Below are 23,276 nucleotides of genomic sequence, written 5' to 3' on the forward strand. Positions count from 1 at the left end.
GCAGGAGCCGCCCGCCAGCCGGGTGGCTCGCCCTGCCCGGCCGTTTCATCTTCAGACGACACCGGCATCCCGCAGACGTTCCAGTTCCGCCTCGTCAACGCCCAGTGAGCCGAGAATTTCAGCACTGTGTTCGCCCAGGCGAGGCGGCGGGCAGGCCGCTTCGGGGCGTGAATCCGCCATCACGAACCCGCTTCGCGCCACTCTGATCCCGCCGGTTTCCTGCAGGAAATCGCGCTGGCGGGTCTGCGGATGATCGAGGATCTGGGGGATCGTGAGAATCCGCCCGGCAGGAATATTTGCCCGGTTCAGCAATTCCTCCCACTCGGCACCCGGCCGCGTGAGGAAGACTTCGTTGAGAATGGCGTTGAGTTCGGCCCGGTTGCGCTTGCGTGCCTCGCGCTCGGCAAAGCGGGGATCAGCGACCAGTTCCGGCAGCCCCATCGCCTCGCACAGAGCCTCGAACTGTTCCTGCTTGTTGGCCGCGACATTGATCTGGCCATCCGCGGCCGTGAAGGCGCCCGAAGGGGCGGCAGTCATGTTCTGGTTGCCCAGCGGCCGCGGCTCGACCCCTGCGATCAGATAGTTCGAGACCGCCCAACCCATGGCCGAAAGCGTGGCATCGAGCATGGACACGTCGATGAAGGCGCCCTTGCCCGTCCGGTCCCGCCCATAGAGCGCGCTGGAAATGGCAAAGGCCGCCATCAGCCCACCCAGAGTATCGCACAGCGGATAGCCGACCCGCAGAGGCGCGGATTCAGCATCGCCGGTGATGCTCATCACCCCGGAATAGCCCTGGATGATCTGGTCATAGGCCGGATTGCCGCTGAGCGGGCCTTCCTGCCCGAAGCCGGAAATGGCGCAATAGATCAGGCCCGGATTATCCGCAGCCAGAGTCTCGTATCCCAGACCCAGCCGGTCCATCACACCGGGCCGGAAATTCTCGATCAGCACATCAGCCGTGGCGGCGAGCTTGCGGAACAGCGCGCGCCCTTCCGGCTTCTTCAAATCCAGCGTGACGGACTTCTTCCCCGCATTCTGGGCGAGGAAGGAAGTGCCCATCATCTGTTCGTTCAGCGCAGGATCGGCGCCCAGCTTACGGGCCAGATCGCCCCCGTCCGGCCGCTCCACCTTGATGACTTCCGCCCCCAGCAAGGCCAGTTGGAAGGCGGCATAGGGGCCGGACAGGATATTGGTGAGGTCGAGAACCCGGACGCCTTCCAACTGCCGTGCGGGCGACGGCGCGGCGCTCATATCTCGGCCGTCTCCACGTCATAGCGATAGAGCCAGTCATAGCGATCGTTGATCGGATCGCGGCTCCATTCGTTTTCCATATAGGTGACGGCACCCTCCTCGGTCTTGAGGGCGGATTCATGGAAGCGAGCCGTGTTGTCCTTGGCCCCGCGCACCATCTTGCTGGTGCGTTCCACCCGCGCCTGCTCGTATTTCTTGAGCGCTTCCACCGGATCGGCATATTTATCGAGGCAGCGGCCGAGCACGACGCCATCCTCGATCGACATCACCGCGCCCTGCGCCAGGAACGGCAGCGTGGCATGGCAGGCATCGCCCAGCAGGCTGGCGCGGCCTTTGCTCCAGATCTGGCGCGGCGGGCGTTCCATAAAGGCCCATTTGAGCACCTTGGGCGCGGCATGGATCAGTGTCTGCACATCCTCGTGCCAGCCCGCAAAATCATTGGCGCATTCCTCGATGGAACCTTCGGCATACCAGGATTCCACCTGCCAATCGTTACGCTCGATCGTGCCGATCATGTTCATCAGCTTGCCGCCGCGCAGCGGGTAATTCACCAGATGGCCGCCCGGCCCGATCCAGGTCCAGCCGACCATTTCGTGGAACCGCTCAGGCAAGCGGTCCATCGGGATCACGGCGCGCCAAGCGATCATGCCGGTAAATTCGGTGTGATCGTCTCCGAACAGGCTCTTGCGCACGGTAGACTTCACCCCGTCTGCGCCAATCAGCACGTCGCTTTCGATCCGGCGCCCATCCTTCAGGGTCAGCACGGCCTTGTCGTCATCCGCTTCGGCACCGGCCACTTCGCAGCCAAGCTGCACGGCATCGGGATCGATTGCCCGCACGGCATCGAAGAGCGTGCCCAGCAGGTCAGGCCGGAAGACGGTGAGATAGGGATAGCCGTATTTCTCGATAGCCTGCGGCCCCAGGTCGAACATCGGCCAGGCGCGGCCCGTGTTCCACAGGCGGAATTCCTTGCGCTTGGGCGCGCAGGATTGCGCACGCAGCGTTTCGAACACGCCGAGCGAGTCCAGCGCGCGCGAGCCGTTAGGGCTGATCTGCACCCCGGCACCGACTTCACCGAGTTCGGGCGCCTGTTCGAAAACCTGCACGGGATAGCCGCGCCGCAGCAGCGAGAGGGCGGCAGCCATGCCGCCAATTCCGCCGCCGGCGATTGTGATGCGAGGCTTATCGGCCATAAATAACTCCAGACTTGTGTGGGGGGCGAGGCAGAGGCGAAGCGGAGGCGGTCATGCCGCTTCACCGGCACCGGCATGGCGGTACCACCCGAGCTTTTTCATCAGTGGCCGGTCGGAAACCTTCAGGAGCTTTGCCCCCTTCGGCCCCGCCGACAGCGAATGGGCGCGCCAAGCAGGCACCGCGACAGTATCGCCGAAGGCCCAGGCCATGCGCTGGCCGTCGATGTCCACCGCGCCTTCACCGGCCATCACGGCATAGATCGCATTGCTGGTTTCGCGGACTTCGCCGCCTGTCTGGCCGGGATCGAGCGCGATCACGTCCAGCGCGATGGAATCCAGTTCCACCGGGCCGAGCGTGATGGCCATCAACCCGCCCTGCGCGGGATCGGGTGCAGCGGCAGCGAGATCGCGGTCTATGTCTTCGGCGCGGAAGGCAATCGGCGCGCTCTCAACCCGTTCGGGCGCCGGCTCCACCCCATCGGGATGGGGCTGATAGAACATCGGTTCGAGCAGGTGCACCAGCGGCACATCGAGGAAGTCCATCCAGTAGCAATTTTCGCTGCCCAGATTCTCGTGCGAGTGCCACGCCCAGTTCGGCGTAAGCAGCACGTCGCCGGGCCGCATTTCCACCTGTTTGCCGTTCACCACCGTATAGGTGCCGCGTCCTTCCAGGATCAGGCGCAAGGCGTTGGGCGTGTGGCGATGCGCACGAGCGACTTCGCCTGGCTTCACCATCTGATAAGCCGCCACCAGGGTCCGCACGGTGGAATAGATGTTCCCTTCCACCGGGTTGAACATGGTCAGGTTGCGGCGTTCGGCAAATTCGGTGTCGACCAGTTCGCCCGCCCGGTCGAGGATCGGGCGGACATCGGCGTAATGCCAAATATGGGGCACGAAATTGGCGCGCGGCTCCGGCCACAGGGCGGGCACCTTGCGATGCCAGCCACCCTCCATATTGAGATTGGAGAACGAGGCGTAGAGCGCCTCCAGATCGGCGGCCGCAGCGCTCATTTCGCGGTAAGCTCCTGCTTGACGATCGGCGGCACATAGGGTTCGGCGAAAACTTCGGTCATGCCGCGATTGCCCTGCACCACCGGCACGTTCATCTCGCCCACGCCTTCGATCACGATGCGGATCGTGTCGCCATCCTGCACCGGGCCGACGCCTTCGGGCGTGCCGGTGGCAATGATGTCACCCGGATAGAGCGTCATGACGGCAGAGGCCGTCGCGATCATGCCGGGAATATCCAGCACCAGATCGCGCGTATTGGCCGCCTGGCGCAGTTCGCCGTTCACCCACAGCTTCATCGACAGCGCGTCGGGATGCTCGACTTCGTCGGCGGTCACGACCCACGGGCCGACCGGGCAGAAGGTGTCGTAGGCCTTGCGGAACACCCGTTCTTCCCGCCCGCGCACAACCATGTCGAGCAGGCAGGCATAGCCGAACACCGCCTCGTGCCAGCGCTCGCGCGGCAGGTCGCGGCATTCCTTGCCGATGATGATGCCCAGTTCCGCCTCGTGGTGGACTTCGCGGCCCGGCACGTTCGGCAGTTCCACCGGATCGTTCGGCCCGCTGACCGAGGAGCTGGGCTTCAGGAAGAAGCCCTGGTTCTTGGCGCGGTAATTGGCGCCCATTTCCTTGCCATGGGCGTGGTAGTTCACCGGATAGGCAATGACCTTGTTCGGCCAGGGAACCGGCGTTTCCAGCCGGACGCTGTCCAGAGGCACCGGCGCCCGCTCACGCATGGCAGCTTCGAGCGCAGGCCGAAGCTTTTCGAAATCGCGGATCAGGCGCAGCGGTGCCGTATCGGGCCATTGCGGCGCCGATCCATCGGTGGCTGCCCCGGCAATGTCGGAAACGTCGATGACGCCGCCATCCACGACCAGCCCTATCTTGCCCCCATCGTATCGTGCCAAGCGCATATGAAACCCGTTGTTCTGTTGAATAGAATATCGTTCGACTTGATACTTATGCTTCGCCCTTGGGCGACGGAAGAAACCGGTATGCTTGCACCCCGTCCCTCCCGCCGCCCGCGGGAGGAACCTTAGAAGCCGTACCGGACGCGCACGCCGTAAGTGCGCGGCGGCTGGATATCGAGGCCGGTATAGTTGGCGATGAACGGTGCCTGCTGCGAACCTGTGTAGACCGCCTCATTGGTGATGTTGCGGATGAACGCCTGGATCGAGAGGTTCTCGTCAGCCGTGCGATAAGTCAGGCTGGCATTGAACACGGCATAGCCCTTGGCCCGCGCATTCTCGACGAATTCGGCCGACAGCCAGCGCGAACTGGCGAAGGTCATGTTGGGCGAGAAGTCGATCGTGGCGCCATTGGCCAGATCGAAAGTATGGTCATAGCTGACCGAACCGGACCATTCGGGCGTGCGCGGCAGCTGGAAGCCGTTGCAGTCGATCTGCCAATAGCCGATCTGCGCATTGCCGTTGGGCACTGCCGAAACGGCGCAGGCCGTGCGCGCATCGGGGTTGGACGTCTTGTAATTGTAGTAGGTGAAGTCCTTGTACTCGCTGTCGACATATTCGGCGCCGACGCGGAACGAGTCATTGGGCGAAGGATCCCACGAAAATTCGACGCTGGCGCCCTTGGCAATCGCCTTGCCCGCGTTGAACAGCGAGGAAACCTGCGCGCCGCCACGGTCGAGCGAGGCGAAGTTTTCCTGACGGTCCTTATATTCGTAATAGAAGCCTTCGACGTTGAAGGTGATCGTGCGGCCGAGGAACTGGTTCTTCGACCCCACGGCAAAGGCCGTCACGTCTTCCGGCTTGTAGGGATCGAGGTCGGCATTGGCCTGCCCGCCCGATTTGAAGCCGCTGGTGACGTTGGCGTAAAGCAGATTGTCCTGCCCGGCGTCGAATTCGAAGCCCAGCTTGTAGTTCAGGCGGTCGGCCGAATAGGTCCCCTGCACCCAGGTGCCGCCGGAAGTGAGCAGTTCGCAGCTGTCACCGGGGCCAGTGCCCCCAGCCATACAGGCAAGGCTGCCCTTCTTGGCATAGCGGTGCGCGTCGACCGTCTTGGTCTCATCCGTGTAGCGCAGGCCCGCCGTCAGGCGGAAGCTGTCGCTCAGCGAATAGGTCGCTTCACCGAAGGCCGCGTAAGCGCGAGTGTTGAGGTCCGCCACGAAGGCCGTGTCGCTGGCAAGGCCGAGCGAGACTTCGTTCAGGCTGTCCTGATCCTCGTTGAAGAAATAGCCGCCCAGCACCCAGGTGAGCGCTCCGTCCGAATTGCCAAGGCGCACTTCCAGCGTCTGGGCATCGGAGGTCGTCGGCTCACCGGTATAGGGGTTGATCGAATTGTAGCTCAGCGCCGGGTAGGACTGGCTGTCGTTCACCACGCGCTGATAGGCGGGGATGATCGTCAGGGTCGCCGGGCCAAGATCCCAGTCGAGATGGCCACTGATGCCCCAGGCGTCGATGTCCTGCTGCACCTTGCTGGTGTCGATCAGGGCAGGCCCCGGAGGCGCCACGAGCTGGCTGGTCAGATCGTTGAAGCTGTCATTGATCGAGGTCCAGCGATCGTCCGGCATGATCGGCTGCGGATTGGTGATCCCCGGGCCGTTCGGCGCGGTTTCGGCATAGATAACCTGCCCATGGCCACGGCCACCGAGATGCTGGTAATTACCGGCCAGACGCAGCGTGACGTCGGGCGTCGGCTCATACTTGATCTGCGCGCGGACCGACTGGTGCTTGTCGTCATCGGTGCCGTCGCTGATGTAACCGTCGCGCCAGGAACCCTGATAGGCCAGGCGCACAGCAGCCTTGTCGCCGATCGGCACGTTCACGGCGCCTTCGGCCAGGAAGCCGTCATAGTTCTGGAGGCCGGCCATCACATAGCCAGAGGTTTCGCCAAGCTGGGGCTGCACCGGCAGGATGTTCAGCACGCCGCCAGTGGAGTTGCGGCCATACAGGGTGCCCTGCGGCCCCTTGAGCACTTCCACACGTTCCAGATCGAAGAAGGTGCCAGCAACCCACTGGGTGCGGGCCGAGAACACGCCATCGAAGCTCTGCGCGACGGCCGCATCGTTATAGGACGTGGTCGAGAAATCGCCCGCGCCGCGAATGAAGATCTGCAGCGCCGTACCGCCCTGGCTGACCTGCACGCCGGGCGCGACGCGGTTGAGATCGGTAAGCTGCGTAACGCCTGCCTTGGCCAGATCGTCAGCCGAAAGCACTTCCAGCGAGATCGCCGTGTCCTGCGCGCTCGCCTCGCGGAACTGCGCGGTCACGATGATTTCATGGGTATTCTCGGCGTCCTGTGCCCCCGCATCCTGCGCAAACGCAGGAACGGGAAGCAGGGCAGCAACCCCGACTCCGGCAAGCAGTTTCAAACGAAGATCGCACATTCGCATCACTTTTCTCCCGAATAACGCCGACTTTCAAGTCAGTCGTTCTCTCTAGCAGAACCTCATTCTTTTTCCGTTTAGGCGATGATTCTGCCCTTTGTCAAATCCGTGTTGCGATGTCCGCCCGCCGCCCCTTCCCGCACGGCCCGGAAGGCCCAACGAATGCTGGACAAATCCATTTTTCATTAATAGAATGATGTTCTGTCAATTAGAACAATCTAGGAGGATGTGTGACCAGTTTCCCAGACGTTCCGGCATTCACGGGCTTCAACAAGCCGTCGCGAGTCGAAGCCGATGTGCAGGATCTCAACGTGCGCGGAACGATTCCGCCGGAACTCGACGGCGCGTTTTATCGCGTGCAGCCCGAACACCAATTCCCGCCCAAGCTGGGCAATGACATCGCCTTCAATGGCGACGGCATGATCTCCATGTTCCGCTTCAAGGACGGGAAGGTCGATTACCGGCAGCGCTGGGCCAAGACCGACAAGTGGAAGCTGGAAAACGCCGCCGGGCGCGCCGTGTTCGGCGCCTATCGCAACCCGCTGACCGACGATGAAGAAGTGAAGGGCAAGATTCGTGGCACGGCGAACACCAATGCCTATATCCATGGCGGGCGCCTTTATGCGCTGAAGGAAGATTCCCCCGCCCTGCTGATGGACCCGGCTTCGCTCGAAACCTTCGGCTACACCGATTTCGACGGCAAGATGACGGGCGAGACCTTTTCCGCCCATCCCAAGACCGATCCGGCCACCGGCAATCTGTGCAGCTTCGGATATGCCTCCAAGGGCGTGCTGACCCGTGACATGACCTATTACGAGATCGACACGGACGGGAACCTGCTGTTCGATATCTGGTTCGAAACGCCCTATTATTGCATGATGCATGATTTCGCGATCACGCCGGATTATGCGCTGTTCACCGTGATGGGGATGACCAGCAGCTGGGATCGCCTGAAGGCAGGCAAGCCGCATTTCGGCTTCGACACATCCCTGCCCAGCTATCTGGCCGTGGTGCCGCGCAAGGCCGGAACGACCGCCGAAGACATCCGCTGGTTCAAGGGGGCAAGCTGCTTCACTGCCCATGTGATGAATGCCTTCCAGGACGGGACGAAGATCCACCTCGACCTGCCGGTAGCCGCCAACAACATGATGCCGTTCTTCCCCGACATTAACGATGCCCCGTTCGATCCGGTGGCCGGCGCGACTTACCTCACTCGCTGGACCGTCGACATGGCCCAGAATACCGAGGAATATCAGTCACAGCGCCTCTCAGACATGATCGGCGAATTCCCGCGCTATGACGACCGCTATTGCGGGCAGAACTACCGCTATGGCTGGCTGGTCGTGATCGACCCCTCGCAGCCGGTAGAACTCAAGGGCGGCAGCGCCGGCGGCTGGGTAATGAACACGCTGGGCATGGTGGACCATGAAACCGGCAAGGAACAGAAATGGTGGTGCGGCCCCGTTTCCAGCATCCAGGAACCCTGCTTCATCCCGCGCACGCCGGATGCTGCCGAGGGCGATGGCTGGATCGTGATGGTCTGCAACAGGCTTGAAGAACGCGGCAGCGAATTGCTGCTGTTCGAAGCCACCAATATCGAACAAGGCCCGATCGCCACGATCGACATTCCCGTGCGCCTGCGCTTCGGCCTGCATGGCAACTGGGCCAATGCGATGGACGTCCCCGCGCTCGAAGCGGCCTGAGGCCACTTCAATTAACGGTCCTCTCCAGCCCCCTGCGGTCCCGCCGCAGGGGGTTTCCTTTGAGGGCGATCAGTAGCCCAGCATCACCGACTTGGTTTCGGTAAAGGCCAGCACGCCGTGGCGGCCGTTCTCGCGGCCGAGGCCCGACTGACCGAAACCGCCGAAGGGCAGCGTGAATTCCATGCCGGAGCCATTGATCTTCACCGATCCTGCGCGAAGCAGGCGAGCCATGGACTGCGCCCGTTCCAGATCGGTCGTCCAGGCATAGGCGGACAGGCCGTATTCGCTGTCATTGGCGCGGGCGGCCAGCGCCTCCAGTTCCTCGTCATCCGAGAAGCGCTGGACGCACAGCACCGGCCCGAAGATCTCCTCCCGTACGGCGCGCATATCGGGCGTAACGCGGTCGAGGATCGTCGGCGGCACGAAATAACCCGGCCCGCCGGGAACTTCTCCGCGAAAGGCCAGGCGGGCGCCTGCTTCCACCGCGCCGGTTACGTAACCTTCCACCTTGTCGCGCTGGGCGGCAGAAATCAGCGGGCCGAGCGCGCTGCCCTCCTGCTCGCCGGGGCCGAGGGTCAGCCTTGCCGCAAAGGCGCAGAGCTGCTCCATGAAGCGGTCATAGATCGCATCGTGCAGGAACAGGCGCGATCCAGCCGCGCAGACCTGCCCGCTATTGGCGAAGATGCCCATGGCAACACCGGGAACGGCACGGGCCAGATCGGCATCGTCGAACACCACCACGGGGGATTTCCCGCCCAGTTCCAGCGAGATACGCGTTACTCTTTCGGCCGCCTGCCGCATGATCGCCTTGCCGGTCATGGTCGATCCGGTGAAGGAAATCTTGTCTACGCCGGGATGGGCGGCCAGCGCGGCCCCGGCGGACTGGCCAGTGCCGTTCACCAGATTGATCGCCCCGGCGGGGAAGCCTGCCTCATGGGCCAGTTCGATCAGGCGGATGCAGCTGAAAGGCGCCAGTTCAGCAGGCTTGAGCACGGCGGTACAGCCGGCCGCCAGCGCGGCGGAAACCTTGTTGCAGGCAATGGCCAGCGGTGCATTCCACGGCACGATCAGCCCGGCCACACCCAAAGGCTCGTTCACCGTATAGGCATGCCAGCGGCCCGGCACGGAAGGCTCTGCCGTTTCCCCGCCCAAACGGCGGACCCAGCCCGCATTATAGCGGATCGCGGAAGGCCCGCCCTTGCCTGCCATCATCAGCGCCATGGGCCATGGCACGCCATTGTCCAGCGTTTCGATCGCGGCCAGTTGGGCGGAGTTTTCCTCCACCAGCGCGGCAAAGCGCAGCAGCAATTCCTCGCGCCGGGCAGGCAGCATCTCGCGCCACTCACGGGAACCGAAACAGGCCCTGGCGGCACTGACGGCAGCCTCAACGTCCTCTACCGTGCCCTCGGCCACGCGGCCCAGCACGGTTTCGTCGGCAGGGTTCAGAACCTCCACCGCCGCGCCCGTAATCGCCTTCGTTTCCCCGCCGATAATGTGCCCGCCCACACCCGCGATCCATTCGCGCGCGGAACGGAAGGCAGCTTCACGCGCCATGTCGGTCATCTGTAAATCCCTTTCAGTTGCGGGCGGCGGCGCGGATCATGTCCGCGCCCTTCTCGCCGATCATCACGGCAGCGGCATTTGTGTTGGCGCCGACCAGCAGCGGCATCACCGAAGCATCGATCACGCGCAGGCCCTGAATGCCGCGCACGCGCAGTTCCGGGTCCACCACTGCTTCTGCGCCCATGCCCATCGCACAGGTGCCCACCGGGTGGTGCACCACGCCGAGCAGTTCCGCGCGCATGGCGTCGATCTGTTCTTCCATCGTGCCGCGCGGGCCGGGGATCGTTTCTTCCAGCACATGGGCCGCGAGCGGTTCCTGCGCGAAGAGCTTGCGGGACAGGGCCAGCCCGTCCTTCAGGCGGCGCCAGTCATCCGCATCGTCCAGCATATTGAGATGGATCTTGGGGTTGGAGCGGAAATCGGCATCGCGCAATTTCACTTGGCCCCGGCTGCGCGGGCGCAGCAGGCAGACCGAGCTGTAGAAGCAATCCTGCTTCGCCTTGCGAATGCCGGGAAACCAGATATTCGCATCCACTCGCACCGGGCTGACCATGATCTGGATATCCGGCCGGTCCAGCCCGTCACGGCTGCGCAGCAAGAGACAACCCGCCGCGATCTGGTTAGTGAAAGTGCCCTTCCCCCGGAAATACCAGTTGAGGAAGGACATGGTCGCCCGGTCGAAGCGCAATTCCTGCGCGAAACTGTGATTGAGCCGCGCATCGTATTGATTGGCCACGCGCGGATGCTCCTGCAGGTTGCGCCCCACGCCCGGCAGGTGATGGACCGGATCGATCCCCAGCCCGCGTAGTTCCTCCGCATCGCCGATGCCCGACAGCATCAGCAGTTGCGGCGAATTATAGGTGCCGCCGCTCAGCACGATCTCGCGCCGGGCCGTCACTTTCATGCGCTGCCCGTTGCGTTCGAACTCCACCGCGCGCGCCCGGCCATCGGCAATATCCAGCTTCGCGGCCAGACTGTCGGTCCACACCGTCAAATTGCGCCGTGAAGAGCGGATCGGCTCCAGATAGGCGCGCGCACTGCCGCAACGGCTGCCGTCTTTCAGGGCAACGTGGACATCGGCCAGGCCTTCATTCGTCTCGCCATCGTAATCGCCGACATAGGCGATCCCCATGGATGCGGCGGCCTTGCGCAATTCCTTGCCCATCAGGCGGCTATTGTCGACCGCGCGCACCGCAATCGGTCCGCCCTCCCCGCGCCGATTACTGGCGCCCTGCCAGAAATCCTCTGACCGCTTGAAATAGGGCAGGACGGATTCATAATCCCAGCCGGTGCAGCCCAGCTGCGCCCAATCGTCGAAATCCTTCGGATGCCCGCGGAAATGCACCGTCCCGTTGATCGAGGACGATCCGCCCAGCACCCGCCCGCGCGGCAGGGGGAACACACGGCCATCCAGATGCGGCTCCGGCTCGGAAGCGAATTGCCAGGTGAAGCGCGGATTGCGCAGCGCCTGCAGGAAGCCCAGCGGCATGCGGATATAGGGATGGCTCGCTTCCCCGCCCGCTTCCAGCAGCAGCACAGTGCAGGTGGGGTCTTCGCTCAGCCTGCTGGCAACGACTGCCCCCGCGCTGCCCGCGCCCACGACGATGTAATCGAATTCCGCGTTGCTCACGCCAGCCTCACTCTCAGGAATTGCGGGCCGGCAGGGCCACCCAGGCAAAGGCAGTCTCGGCGCTCTGCGCGCCCTTCCCACCCGTCAATCCGGCCAGCAACGGCCGCCATTGCTCTTCCGTCGCGCTGCCAAGCCAGCGATCCTGCCGCCCAAGCTGCATCAGCGGAACGACCCGCCGCCCGCCCATCCGGGCGATGTCGGCGGCGAGCAGATATTCGGAATGGCCAGTAATCCCCAACACCGGCCGGGCATCGGCAAACAGCCGTTCACGCAGCAGCAGGGCGGCAATCTCACCGCCGGTCGCGCGGGCTTGCACCCCGCCCGCCGTCGCCAGCTTCGCCGCCCGTGCAGCGCGCGGCATCCGGCCATTATAGAGCAGCAGCACAGGCTCCGCCGCCCATGCCAATGTTCCGCCAAAACCCAGACCGAGTGCGGCAGGCGCGGCCAGCGCTCCGGCCAGAACCTCGCGCCGCCTCACTTGCTCTTGTCCTTCGCCAGATAGGCGGCGATCTGCTCCAGCTCCGCATCGCTCAGTTCCGCGCGGGAGAAAACGGGCATGTTCATCAGCCCGTTCCGCACCACGGCCTTCACATAATCCGCGCTCAGATCCGTGCGCTGGTGAAGCTGGGCAGGCACGTCTTCCGGCAGGCGCTTCTGCAGCATGATCGTGCCGGTGTTCCGGCCCACATGGCAGAAGGCACATTCCTTGCCATAGAGGCGTTCACCCGGATCGGCGGATTTCTGGCCGAAAGTCACGGCCTCGATCTGCGAAGGCAGGGCGGGCCTGGGCTTTTCCTCCCCGGCATCCGATTTGGCCGAGCAGGCCGCGATCAGGGCCATGGCGGCAAGGGCCAGGAACTTGCGGTCGTTCTTCATCACTTCGTTCCCCCGATGCCGTTGCGCCCGGGGGCGATGATGTTGTTGGGATCGAGCGCGGCCTTCACCTTGTTGTTCAGCCGGTTCAGCGCGTGGTCGTTGAAGTCATAGGTCTTCGCGATAGTGTCCATATAATCGATATGGCCGCGATATTCGGTGTAACCGTCCTTCGCCGCTTCCACGACAAGCCGCCCGAACAGATCGTTCGCCCGCCCGGTGCTGGCCGGATCGTCCCGATCGTAGAGGATCAGGCTGACATTGTTGATGTGCCGCCGCCCGATGGTGAAGGTGGAATAATAATCCTGCCCGATCTCGCGATAGATGCGCTTCACCCGCTTGGCATAGTCCAGCACGCGAGCGCCATCCTGCGGCATGACCGGCGCGAAGCTGAGATGCCCGCCGCGCCCGCCATACCAGTTGACCGATTGCAGCCCCAGGGTGGACGGCACGCCGCGCGCGGAATTCTCATAGGGTTCGCCCTGATGCCAGGTGCGGAACTTCAGTTCCTTGCCCAGCTTCGGTTCGAACAATTCGCGCATCTGGCGCATATTGCCTTCGACCTGATAGGCCGGGCCGAAGAAGCTGATCTTGGCGTTCCACCAGCCAAGGCCGTATTTCTCCATGATCGCCCGCTCTGCCTCTTCAGGCAGGGCGCCTTCGCCTTCGTACCATTCCGCCCGCTGGGTCAGCGTGGAAGCAGCGCGGACCGGGCTGCCGAAGACGACATTGTGCTGGATGATTTCGCGGCGGCGCAGATCGGCCAGAATGTCGATGGCCCAGCCTGCATCGTCGAAATTGGGAAAGGCGATCTCGACCGAGGCAGTCATTTCAGGTTCGGGCTGCAGCCACAGGCCCGCCTTGGTGACGATGCCGAAATTGGACTGCGCGAACATCTGGTCCCAGCCGGGGCCATAGCCGTATTTATAGTTCCGCCAGGTTGCGCCCTTGCCCACGGCACCCATGCCGGTGCGGACCAGTTCGCCATCGGGCATCACCACTTCCAGACCGCACAAGGCCTCGCAATTGTCGCCCAGCGGCGTGTAGCCGATCCCGCGATCCAGTGCGTTCCCCAGCACGCTGCCCCAGCTATTGCCGGGCACCGACATCCATAGCGGGATGTTGTTGGCCCAAAGGTGATCGAACAGGTCGAAGAAGCTCACCCCCGGTTCGATCAGGCAATTGGCCTGCTGCGCGTCCACTTCCAGCACGCGGTTCATGCGGCTGAGATCGAGGATCACGTCACCCCGGCGCACGGGCGCTGCCGAGCCATAGCCGAAGTTCTTCCCCCGGCTGACCGGCCAGAGCGGAATGCCGAAGCGATTGGCGATGCGCACCACTTCCTGCACTTCGGCCACTTCTGCCGGGGCAAGGATCGCGGAGGATTCGTGATCCAGCCCGTCACCGAAGGCATAGGGATCGAGATAGGCGGTGCGATCCTCGTCACCGTCCAGGACGCCATCTGCGCCGAGCGCGGCACGAAATGCCGCCAAAGCCGCGCGGAAGCCTTCCGCGCCAACGCCCATCGGCAATGTACTGGATTGCATATCTTCTCCCCTCGGCTGACGGGAAGGGCACCCGATGCCGATATTGTTCTGTCAGACAGATTGCTATTCTGTATTTTTTAGCATGCGTGATTGCTGAGTCAATCTGCCCCCACGATGCCGGTCCAGATCAACCGCAACGCCAGGGCGCTGACAAGCAGACGCATGATAATACGGAACTTATCCTCGGATATGTGGCCGATCAGCTGCTTGCCGCACCAGGTTCCGGCAAAGCCCGCAATCGTGGCGATGCCGATGGCCATGGCGAATGGGCCGTAGGCAAAGCCGGTCACAGCGTATCCTCCGGCCCGGATCGCTTCCAGCACCAGCAGGCAGGTCGCGAAGGTGCCGACCAGTGCGCGCCGGTCGATCCCGGAATTGAGCAGCACCGGCTGCAGCACCGATCCCATGCCCAGCACTGTCCCGCTGACCGCATGGGCCACGCCCACACCCGCCATGCCGGGCTGCGTATGGACATGGCGCATGGGCAATTGCGCCCAGGTGAGTGCCAGCATCATCAGCCCAACGCCAATGGCCAGCGCCCGTTCCGGCAGGGCGTGATACAGCATCAGGCCCCCGCCCACACCCGCCAGCGACCCCAGCGTAAAGGGCCGCACGATCCGCCAGGCAATCGCCTCGCGGAAGGTAACCGCACGGGCCACCAGCGAGGCATAGGACAGGGCCGGTTGCAGGGCGATGGCGCTGGGCAGCGGGTAAAGCAGTGTCGTTGCCCCGAACAGCACATAACCGCCGCCGATAGAGAGGCTGGCGCTGACCAGCGCGGCCATGAAAGAGGCCGCCGCCAGCAGCGCCAGCGTCAGGGCGTCACTCACCCCTTGGGCCCGCGATAGCCGCTCCAGTAACGAGGCTCGAACTTCAGGGCGAGCAGCGCGGAAGCGAAGGCCACCACCATCACGATTGTGAACGGCACGGTGAAGCCGCCGGTCCAGTCAACCGCGAGGCCGATCAGGCCGATGCCCGCTGCCGCGCCGATGTGGAAGGTAGCATTGAGCACCGCGATCAGCTGCGCGATGGAGCGCACGCCATAGATGTGCCGCCCGAGGATCGGCGCCTGCACCACGATGCCGCCATGCGACAGGCCGCGCACCACGGTGAACAGCATGAAGGTGACGATGCCCGAAACCGGGAAGGCCAACAGCACGGCAATGCCGCACAGCGCCCAGCACATCGCCACGCCGCGCGTGGAGAACTTGTCGAACAGCCAGCCGAACAGCAGCTTGCCGAGACCGGAGAGCACGATCACGATGGTGAAGCCCAGCGCCGCCATATAGCTGCCGAGGTTGGTCTGCGTTTCGATGAACAGCGGGATATATTCGTTGATCCCGTTGCTGATCACGCCGGAAAGGCCGGTGGCGACCACCAGCAGAATGAACGGGCCGGTGCGTACGATGTCACGGAATTCCGGCCCCGGATCGCGTGCGGCAGGCGGCGGGCCGCCCTTGCCGTCAGCGCGGGTGCCGTGGTCGAGTTCCTCTGCCGTATATCCGTAATCTTCCGGCTTTTCATGGACGAGGAACATCACGACGAGCGAGAGGGTGACGAGCACGATCAGGCCGGAAATCCCCGCCGTGGCCTGCCAGCCGAAATGCTTGAGGCCATAGGTCGTGGCCAGCGGCACGATTGCGCCGGCTGCCGCCCCGCCCATCATCGCCACGCCGGTCGCCCGGCCCAGCTTGTTGTCGAACCACCGCGCCAGAGTAAGCTGGATGGCAATGAGGCACAGGATCGAGGCAAAACCCGAAACTGCGGCCAGCACATAATATTCCCACAGGCTGTCGATGAAATAGAGCCCCACCGAACTGAGGCCCACGGCCCAGATCGACGGCAGGTAGACCCGCTTCACCCCGAAGCGCACGAAGATGGCGCCCGCAAACAGCCCGGCCACGGCCGAGACAGTGGATTTGATGACCATGAAACTGGTCGTCTGCGCCACGGTCCAGCCCATGTCTTCAGAGATGGTGGCGTACATCACCGGCATCATCATCGAGATGCCTGCCAGCGCGATACCCCAGACGAGGAAGCCCGTGACCACATTGGCCCAGGCATAGCGCTGCATCTTGCCGATGGAGGGGCGATCTTCTCCCATTACCTGCTTTTCCTTTTTCGGATTCTGGCGAGAAACCGGCGCGCCTGACTGCCTGCGTGCCACATCGCCACAATGTTCTTTTCTACAGAATGACGTTTTCTTATTTTTCGATCATGACAGAGTCAACCAGCCTCCGAGGCCCGAAAACCGGGCCAGATGCCGTGATTGCCGGGTGACAGAATGCCTGCCGGATCGAGCGCATCCTTGATGCGCGAATAGGTCTGCCCCAGCGCGTGGCCATTGAAGGAGAACTTGCCCGCCACATGATCGGCCAGGCAGATATGCGAACGGTAAGGCGCACAGCCCCATTCGGCGATGCGATCGTACATCTCGCGCACGGCTTCGCGCGCCAGCTGGACGCGGGCTGCGTCCGAAGCATCGAACATCACCATGCAGGCGCTGACCATGCTGCGCTGGTTGAGCAGGAAGCCCACCGGCGCGATCAACCCGTATCGGGCCATGGTCTCGCGCACCAACCGGTCTACCCGCTGCGCCGCCTCCCCGGTGAGGGGAACGACGGGCGAGAAATCCATGTGCCCCAGCGTTTCTCCGAACACGCCCTTCAGCCGTTCAAGCAACACCTGATTGGGAATGCCCGCAGGAATGAGATCGCGCGGCTCGACTGTCTCCGGCCCGACATCGCCGGGATAGGTCCGCAATTCCAGTTCTGCACCGCTTAGCGCGGCAACCGCGCTCTCCAGAATGGCCCGACGCGCCGCGACCATCCTTGCATCGCCATACAGGCCCAGCCGCACGCTCCACCGCCCCGGGCGCAGCACCTGCTTGAGATTGGCCAGAGTGAAGCGACCAAGCCCGGCCTCATCCGCTTCGGCCTCGTCAGGCGTGCCTACGATCATCGGGACGCCCTGCAGCACGCCCTCGCGCAGCAGGCCCCGGATCGTGTCGACCAACGGCACGATGTCATCCTCGCCCCGGCAGGTGATCGTGCCGGTGACGAAGATCTCCGGGCGCGGCATCAGCCACAGGCCTGCCTTGGTGACCACACCGAAATTGCTCTGCATGAACAGGCTGTCGAGCGAAGGGCCATAACCACGCCGGTGACAGGCCCAAAGGGGGCTGCCCGGCAAGCCGCCCTGCCCCGTGCGCAGCAAGGTGCCGTCGGCCAGCACCGCCTCCATCCCGCAGATGGCGGAGGCATGATCGCCCATGACGTTGTAGCCATAGCCATGCTCCAGCGCATTGCCGATAATGCTGCCCCAGCCGAGATCCGGCACGGACATCATCAGCGGCGCGTTCTGTTCGCGCAGGGTCGCATATAGCTGGGCGAAGCTGACGCCCGGCTCGATCAGCGCGTAACCCTGCGCCACGTCGATCTCCAGCACGCGGTTCATCCGCCGCAGATTGAGCACCACCCCGCCATCGACCACCGGCGCCGATCCGCCATAACCGAAATTGCGCCCCATGCTGGAGGTCCACAGATGGACGCCCAGTTCCGTCGCCAGCCGCAGCACGGCCTGCACTTCCTCCACGGAAGCGGGCTGCACCACCAGCGAGGGCTGATGCCCCACCGGGTCCGGCCCCTCGAAGGGATCGTGGAATTCAGCGAAAAGCGGCCCTTCGGCCTGCACACCTTCAATGCCAAGCAAGCGGGAGAATCGCTCCCGCGCATTTTCGAGCACATCCGCCGATGGGCGCGCCCACGGCCTGCCTTGTGGCTGCATCACATTCTCCCAGCCGGTTGCACCGGCATTCATTGCAGGCCGGCGACCCGGCTCATCGTTCTCTATAACAGAACATCATTCTTTTATTGTGCAAACCGCCAGCCGTCAACGGGCTGAGGATGCACACAGGTCCGTCCAACAGAACAGTAGTCTGTTTTTCTTGCATGTCTCACGAATCGTGAATACAGGCGTTTTCAACAAATACCAAGGAGAGGCGACATGGCCGCAAGAACTGGACAGGAATACAAGGCATCGCTGGCTGACGGACGCGAGGTCTGGCTCGGCAAAGGCAAGATCGATGTAGCAACCGATCCCAAGCTCGCCGGCTCGATTGACGGCATGGCCGGCTATTTCGACTGGCAGCACGAATATGCCGACGAATGCCTCATTCCCGATCCGGAGCGTCCGGACGAAAAGATGAACGTCAGCCTGATGCTGCCGAAGTCCGCGGAAGACCTGGCAATCCGCCATCGCGGCCTTGAACGCCTCTCCCGCTATTCCAACGGCATGCTGGGCCGCACGCCGGATTACGTGAATGTCGTGCTGTCGGGCCACACTGCCCGCGCCGACATCTGGGCCAAGGGCGCACCGGAAGGCTACGACCGCCTCAAGAAGTTCCACCGCGAGGTGATCGAGGGCGACCTTTCGATGACCCACACCATCGTCCATGCCAATATCGACAAGTCGGCCCCGCCGCTTGCCGGCATGAACTCCGAACTCACCCTGCGCGTTGTCGGCCGTAACGAAAACGGCATCATCGTGCGCGGCGGCAAGGTGCTGGCCACCCTCGGCCCGCTTGCCGACGAACTCTACGTCTATTCCTCCGCCCCGATCCCCTCGGGCGCCGAGGAATATGCCCTGATCTTCTCGATCCCGGTCAACACCAAGGGCGTGATCCAGATCTGCCGCGATCACTATGGCGTCGATGCCAGCGTGGCCGATGCCCCCTTCTCCTCCCGCTTTGACGAGCAGGACGCCTTCGTGATCTTCGACGATGTCGAAGTGCCGTACGAACGCGTGTTCTGCGACGGCGACCTTGCCGTCTACAACAACCTCAACGCGGGCGTTTCGCCGGGCAACACCCTGCAGCAGACCGCCATCCGCGCGATGGTGAAGCTCGAATTCGCCTATGATCTGTGTTCCAGCATCGCCAAGGTGACGAACAGCCTCGCCTATCCGGAAACCGCCGAAATGCTGGGCGAGATCCACTCCTATCTCTCGCTCACCCGCTCGGCCATCGTCGCTGCCGAAGCACGGGCGCATGATTGGGGCGCGGGCGCGTTCTTCCCGCATCGCGACCTGTCCGTGCTGCGCTGCGTGATGCCCGGCTGGATGACCCGCGTGAACCAGATCATCCGCGTGATCGGCGGGCATAACCTGCTGTGCACCCCCTCGCTCGACCTGTTCGAGAACCCGGAAATCGGTGACAAGCTGCGCAAATATCTGCCCGGCTCCAACGGCATGGCCGCCGAAGACCGCGCCCGGATCATGCGCATGGCCTGGGACTTCGCCGGCTCCGCCCTCGGCAGCCGCGTCGAACTCTACGAGATGTTCTATCTCACCAGCCAGACCCGCGCCCGCATCGGCGACCATATGATCGCCCAGCGCGACGGCGAATGGAATCAGGTGCGCGACTTCATGCAGAAGTCCGGCATCCTTCCGGCCTGAGCGCGATGACGCAGGCTCTGCCGGTCGAACAGCCGGGCTTCGAACTCGACAGCTTCCGCCAGGCGCTCCGGCGTCTGGCGGGCGGTGTCACCGTGGTGGCGAGCCGGGGCAGCGACGGCTCGCCCCGCGGCATCGTGATGACGGCAGTCATGTCGCTCAGCTTCGATCCCCCCTCGATGCTGATCGCGATCAACCGCAACGCCTCGCTTCTGCCCGCAGTGATGGAGAGCGGGCGCTTCAGCATCAACATGATCGGGGCCGAGGGCGAAGACTGGTGCCAGGCCTTCTTCACCGCCGATCCGGGTACCCGCTTTTCATCCGAAGACTGGGAAACCCACCCTCTGGGCGTGCCGGTCTGCCGCAAGGCAATCGCCAGCGTGGTTTGCGAAGTGGATCATGCCGAACCTTTCGGCAGCCATATGGTGATAAGGGGACTCGTCCGCGACGCGTCGTTCCGCCAAGATGCGGACGGCCTGATCTACATGGACGGACGCTATGCACGCCCCGAATATTGCGCTTGAACCGAAACCCGCCGCCGCGAACCGTTCCAGCAAGGACCGGTTTATCGAGGCGGCGGCCAGCGAGTTCATCGAGGCAGGTTACGATGGCTGCACCATCCGCGCCATCGCCGCACGCGCCGGGACGAGCATTGCCTCCCTCAGCCGCAACTGGACCGGCAAGCGCCATCTGTTCGAAGATGTGTTCGGCCACCATTTCGGCATCATCAATCAGGCCCAGCTCGATAATCTCGACGCAGTAAGCCAAGCGGACGCCCCGGCGCTGGTGGATGTGCTGTTCGCCTTCTACCGCCCCGTCCTTGCCCCTGCCCGGCAGGACGGAACTGCTCCGGCCAGCCATCACGTCTATTGCAAGGCCCTGTCCGACCCTTCCGAGGAAGCGAAGGAAATCGTCCGCCCGCTGGTGGCGGAAGTCCGCACGCGGATGATCGGATTTGCCCGCCAGTGTCTGCCCGGCCTTGCGGAACAGGAATTGTTCCTTGCGATGACGGTGATCAACGGCACCTATGTCTATCCCCAGATACAGGGCGCGAGGCTTGCCTCCGTCATGGGACTGAAGCAGGCCGACATGGACTGGGATGCTGCGGCCCTCAGCCTCGCGCAGATGGTTTCCGGCGGGCTTTCAGCCTTCCACTCCGCCCGGATCGGGCAATAGGATCGGCGCATTCGCGCTGGCTCCGAAGGTTTCGGCCCAACCCCATTGCGTCTTGCGCCGCTTTGCGCTCTGTAGCGCCCGCGGTGGCTAACAAGCTCTCGAGCTAAAAGGACAGGAAAGATGAAGTTCGAACGTTTGAACCCGATGACGGGAGAGGTCGCATCCAGCGCGGATGCGATGCAGGCATCGGATATTCCGGCGATTGCGGCAAAGGCGCAGCAGGGCTTTGCAGTGTGGTCGCAGATGGGCCCCAATGCGCGCCGTGCGGTTCTGATGAAGGCCGCCGCTGCGCTTGAGTCGAAGAAGGACGATTTCGTAGCCGCGATGATGGGCGAGATCGGCGCAACTGCCGGCTGGGCCATGTTCAATCTCGGCCTTGCTGCCTCCATGGTGCGTGAAGCAGCGGCCCTGACCACCCAGATCAATGGCGAAGTGATCCCGTCAGACAAGCCGGGCTGCCTTGCCATGGCCCTGCGCGAGCCGGTTGGCGTGCTGCTGGGCATTGCCCCGTGGAACGCGCCGATCATTCTGGGCGTGCGCGCCATCGCTGTGCCGCTGGCCTGCGGCAATGCCGTGATCCTCAAGGCCAGCGAAAGCTGCCCGCGTACCCATGCCCTGATCATCGAAGCCTTTGCCGAAGCAGGCTTCCCCGAAGGCGTGGTGAATGTCGTCACCAATGCCCCTGCCGATGCAGGCGACGTTGTGGGCGCGCTGATCGATGCGCCGCAGGTGAAGCGCATCAACTTCACCGGTTCCACCACCGTGGGCCGGATCATCGCCAAGCGCGCTGCCGAGCACCTCAAGCCGGTGCTGCTCGAACTGGGCGGCAAGGCTCCGATGATCGTTCTGGAAGATGCGGACCTTGACGAGGCTGTGAAGGCTGCGGCCTTCGGTGCCTATATGAACCAGGGCCAGATCTGCATGTCGACCGAACGGATCATCGTGGTCGATGCCGTGGCCGATGCCTTCGCCGCGAAGTTTGCCGAGAAGGTGAAGTCCATGCCGGTGGGCGATCCGCGCGAGGGCAATACGCCGCTGGGCGCGGTGGTGGACCGCAAGACGGTGGATCACTGCTATTCGCTGATCGAGGATGCCGTGGCCAAGGGCGCCGAACTCCTTACCGGCGGCGAGACGACGCAGAACGTACTGATGCCCGCCCATCTGGTGGACAAGGTGACGCCGGACATGAAGCTGTTCCGCGATGAAAGCTTCGGCCCGGTCGTCGGCATCGCCCGCGCCCGCGATGAAGCCCATGCGATCGAACTGGCGAACGACACCGAATATGGCCTGTCGGCCTCGGTCTTCACGCGCGATACGGCGCGCGGCCTGAAGGTTGCCCGCCAGATCCAGTCCGGCATCTGCCACGTCAACGGGCCGACCGTGCATGACGAGGCCCAGATGCCCTTCGGCGGCATGAAGGCTTCCGGCTATGGCCGCTTCGGCGGCAAGGCCGGCATCGACGCCTTCACCGAACTGCGCTGGGTCACGGTGGAAACCGAACCGGGCCACTACCCGATCTGATGCATGGCAAGAGGATCAGGTGCGGCCTTACAGGCCGTGCCTGTCCTCCTGCTCTCCGGACATTCCCGCCATTTCGAGTGCATTGCCGATCAGCAGGTTGAGATAGCCCTGCAGCCTGCCGCGCTGGGCATTCTTAAGCCCCGCGGTAAGGATCGTATGCCGCTTCAAGGCATCGTCGCGCATCAGGGCGTAATAGGCCTGCCCCTTCTCGGTCAGTTCGATCAACACCTGTCCGCTGGCAGCATCCTTCGCCCGGCATATCAGGCCGACGCCGACCAGCGCATCCAGCGTGCGGCTGACCTGCGCCTTGTCCGCATCGACGTGATCCACGATCCCCATGAAGGTGATCGACGGGCGGCTGGCCACGTTGACCAGAACCCGCCACTCGAAATTGGAAACACCCGCCAGCCGCTTGAAGGCCGCCGTGGCGGAACGGGAAATCGTATTGGCAATATTGAATACGGCCGCCTGCACGCGGTTTGGCGGATCGGGATAGGCGGGCACCGTGATACCCTCTTCTCCGGCATCTTCCGTCTTGGCCTGAAGCAGTTCTTCCGCGAGTATCTGGGAAGCGCGGTTTTGCAGGCTCATCAGCATTCCGCCCAGTTCGAATGCCTCCACCGGCTGCAAACCGCGAATGAGCCTCTGCTCGCGCTTTTCGGCGACGGCATCCAGCTCCTGGCCGAACTTCAGGCCCTTCGCAGTCAGCGTATAGGGGTCGCGCTGGCGTTCCCGATGGACCATTCCGACATTGCGAAGGGAGGCGAGCGCCCTGCTGATCTGGGCGACATCGTTGCCCATGGAATAGGCCAGTTCGGAAACCCGGCTTTCTTCCATGCGGAACAATGTGAAGATCACGCGCCGCTCCATCTGGTTTTGCGGCATGAAACCCTGAAAGTCCGTTCGCGCACTTTTCAGCAGCACGCGCCGCAGCAGCAGGAAATGCGCTGAAATCAGTTCCTGCTGGACGCCGGCCAGCGGCGCATCATTGCCGTTCAGCTTTTCTGCCACGCG

19 protein-coding genes are annotated in these 23,276 nt (G+C 63.5%); 5 read left to right on the forward strand and 14 right to left on the reverse strand.

The features are described from left to right. Positions 1-51: 51 nt before the first annotated feature. The 5 genes from SZ64_RS09480 to SZ64_RS09500 all read right to left on the reverse strand — a co-directional run bounded on the left by SZ64_RS09480 (position 52) and on the right by SZ64_RS09500 (position 6,798). Positions 52-1,251, reverse strand: a complete 1,200-nt coding sequence (locus SZ64_RS09480; RefSeq protein WP_054530598.1) for a CoA transferase — start codon at positions 1,249-1,251, stop codon at positions 52-54. Continuing rightward, complete coding sequence (locus tag SZ64_RS09485) at positions 1,248-2,444, reverse strand: FAD-dependent monooxygenase (protein WP_054530599.1); 1,197 nt, start codon at positions 2,442-2,444, stop codon at positions 1,248-1,250. Before SZ64_RS09485 ends, SZ64_RS09480 begins: the two co-directional genes overlap by 4 nt. Before the next feature lie 51 nt (positions 2,445-2,495). After that, positions 2,496-3,455, reverse strand: a complete 960-nt coding sequence (locus SZ64_RS09490) for a cupin domain-containing protein (protein WP_054530600.1) — start codon at positions 3,453-3,455, stop codon at positions 2,496-2,498. Next, positions 3,452-4,366 carry a fumarylacetoacetate hydrolase family protein gene (locus SZ64_RS09495; protein WP_054530601.1) on the reverse strand — a complete coding sequence of 305 codons (915 nt, stop codon included), beginning with the start codon at positions 4,364-4,366 and terminating at the stop codon, positions 3,452-3,454. Before SZ64_RS09495 ends, SZ64_RS09490 begins: the two co-directional genes overlap by 4 nt. A gap of 122 nt (positions 4,367-4,488) precedes the next feature. Then, a complete protein-coding gene (locus SZ64_RS09500; protein WP_054530602.1) occupies positions 4,489-6,798 on the reverse strand; it encodes a TonB-dependent receptor in 2,310 nt (769 codons plus the stop codon). A 230-nt stretch (positions 6,799-7,028) separates the two neighbouring features. Between SZ64_RS09500 and SZ64_RS09505 the strand changes: the two genes are divergently transcribed. Further along, positions 7,029-8,501, forward strand: coding sequence for a carotenoid oxygenase family protein (locus tag SZ64_RS09505; protein WP_054530603.1), 1,473 nt, complete (start codon positions 7,029-7,031; stop codon positions 8,499-8,501). A gap of 69 nt (positions 8,502-8,570) precedes the next feature. Here the strand turns inward: SZ64_RS09505 and SZ64_RS09510 are convergent, their stop codons facing one another. The 8 genes from SZ64_RS09510 to SZ64_RS09545 all read right to left on the reverse strand — a co-directional run bounded on the left by SZ64_RS09510 (position 8,571) and on the right by SZ64_RS09545 (position 17,900). Beyond that, complete coding sequence (locus SZ64_RS09510; protein ID WP_054530604.1) at positions 8,571-10,064, reverse strand: aldehyde dehydrogenase family protein; 1,494 nt, start codon at positions 10,062-10,064, stop codon at positions 8,571-8,573. Between the two features lie 13 nt (positions 10,065-10,077). Next, on the reverse strand, positions 10,078-11,694 hold the full coding sequence (locus SZ64_RS09515; RefSeq protein WP_054530605.1) for a GMC family oxidoreductase N-terminal domain-containing protein: 1,617 nt from the start codon (positions 11,692-11,694) through the stop codon (positions 10,078-10,080). A 13-nt stretch (positions 11,695-11,707) separates the two neighbouring features. Next, on the reverse strand, positions 11,708-12,172 hold the full coding sequence (locus SZ64_RS09520; RefSeq protein WP_054530606.1) for a hypothetical protein: 465 nt from the start codon (positions 12,170-12,172) through the stop codon (positions 11,708-11,710). Then, complete coding sequence (locus SZ64_RS09525) at positions 12,169-12,570, reverse strand: cytochrome c (RefSeq protein ID WP_054530607.1); 402 nt, start codon at positions 12,568-12,570, stop codon at positions 12,169-12,171. The genes SZ64_RS09520 and SZ64_RS09525 overlap by 4 nt, the downstream gene beginning before the upstream one ends. Beyond that, entirely contained in the window at positions 12,570-14,114 is a 1,545-nt protein-coding gene (locus SZ64_RS09530) for an FAD-binding oxidoreductase (protein WP_054530608.1), read from the reverse strand. The genes SZ64_RS09525 and SZ64_RS09530 overlap by 1 nt, the downstream gene beginning before the upstream one ends. A 98-nt stretch (positions 14,115-14,212) precedes the next feature. Further along, positions 14,213-14,944 carry a sulfite exporter TauE/SafE family protein gene (locus SZ64_RS09535; protein WP_054530609.1) on the reverse strand — a complete coding sequence of 244 codons (732 nt, stop codon included), beginning with the start codon at positions 14,942-14,944 and terminating at the stop codon, positions 14,213-14,215. Continuing rightward, a complete protein-coding gene (locus tag SZ64_RS09540; RefSeq protein WP_054530610.1) occupies positions 14,941-16,218 on the reverse strand; it encodes an MFS transporter in 1,278 nt (425 codons plus the stop codon). The genes SZ64_RS09535 and SZ64_RS09540 overlap by 4 nt, the downstream gene beginning before the upstream one ends. 122 nt (positions 16,219-16,340) lie before the next feature. Beyond that, positions 16,341-17,900, reverse strand: coding sequence for an FAD-binding oxidoreductase (locus SZ64_RS09545; protein ID WP_206742904.1), 1,560 nt, complete (start codon positions 17,898-17,900; stop codon positions 16,341-16,343). A gap of 219 nt (positions 17,901-18,119) precedes the next feature. Between SZ64_RS09545 and SZ64_RS09550 the strand changes: the two genes are divergently transcribed. The 4 genes from SZ64_RS09550 to SZ64_RS09565 all read left to right on the forward strand — a co-directional run bounded on the left by SZ64_RS09550 (position 18,120) and on the right by SZ64_RS09565 (position 22,262). Continuing rightward, complete coding sequence (locus tag SZ64_RS09550) at positions 18,120-19,568, forward strand: 4-hydroxyphenylacetate 3-hydroxylase N-terminal domain-containing protein (protein WP_054530612.1); 1,449 nt, start codon at positions 18,120-18,122, stop codon at positions 19,566-19,568. Positions 19,569-19,573: 5 nt separating this feature from the next. Continuing rightward, positions 19,574-20,089, forward strand: a complete 516-nt coding sequence (locus SZ64_RS09555; RefSeq protein WP_054530613.1) for a flavin reductase family protein — start codon at positions 19,574-19,576, stop codon at positions 20,087-20,089. Further along, the gene (locus tag SZ64_RS09560; protein ID WP_054530614.1) at positions 20,064-20,741 is read left to right on the forward strand and encodes a TetR/AcrR family transcriptional regulator; all 678 of its coding nucleotides are present in this window, start codon (positions 20,064-20,066) and stop codon (positions 20,739-20,741) included. Before SZ64_RS09555 ends, SZ64_RS09560 begins: the two co-directional genes overlap by 26 nt. A 120-nt stretch (positions 20,742-20,861) precedes the next feature. Further along, positions 20,862-22,262 carry an aldehyde dehydrogenase gene (locus SZ64_RS09565; protein WP_054530615.1) on the forward strand — a complete coding sequence of 467 codons (1,401 nt, stop codon included), beginning with the start codon at positions 20,862-20,864 and terminating at the stop codon, positions 22,260-22,262. Between the two features lie 27 nt (positions 22,263-22,289). Here the strand turns inward: SZ64_RS09565 and SZ64_RS09570 are convergent, their stop codons facing one another. Next, complete coding sequence (locus SZ64_RS09570) at positions 22,290-23,273, reverse strand: hypothetical protein (RefSeq protein ID WP_054530616.1); 984 nt, start codon at positions 23,271-23,273, stop codon at positions 22,290-22,292. Positions 23,274-23,276 lie beyond the last annotated feature (3 nt).

This window comes from Erythrobacter sp. SG61-1L, assembly GCF_001305965.1.
Taxonomy (GTDB): Bacteria; Pseudomonadota; Alphaproteobacteria; order Sphingomonadales; family Sphingomonadaceae; genus Andeanibacterium.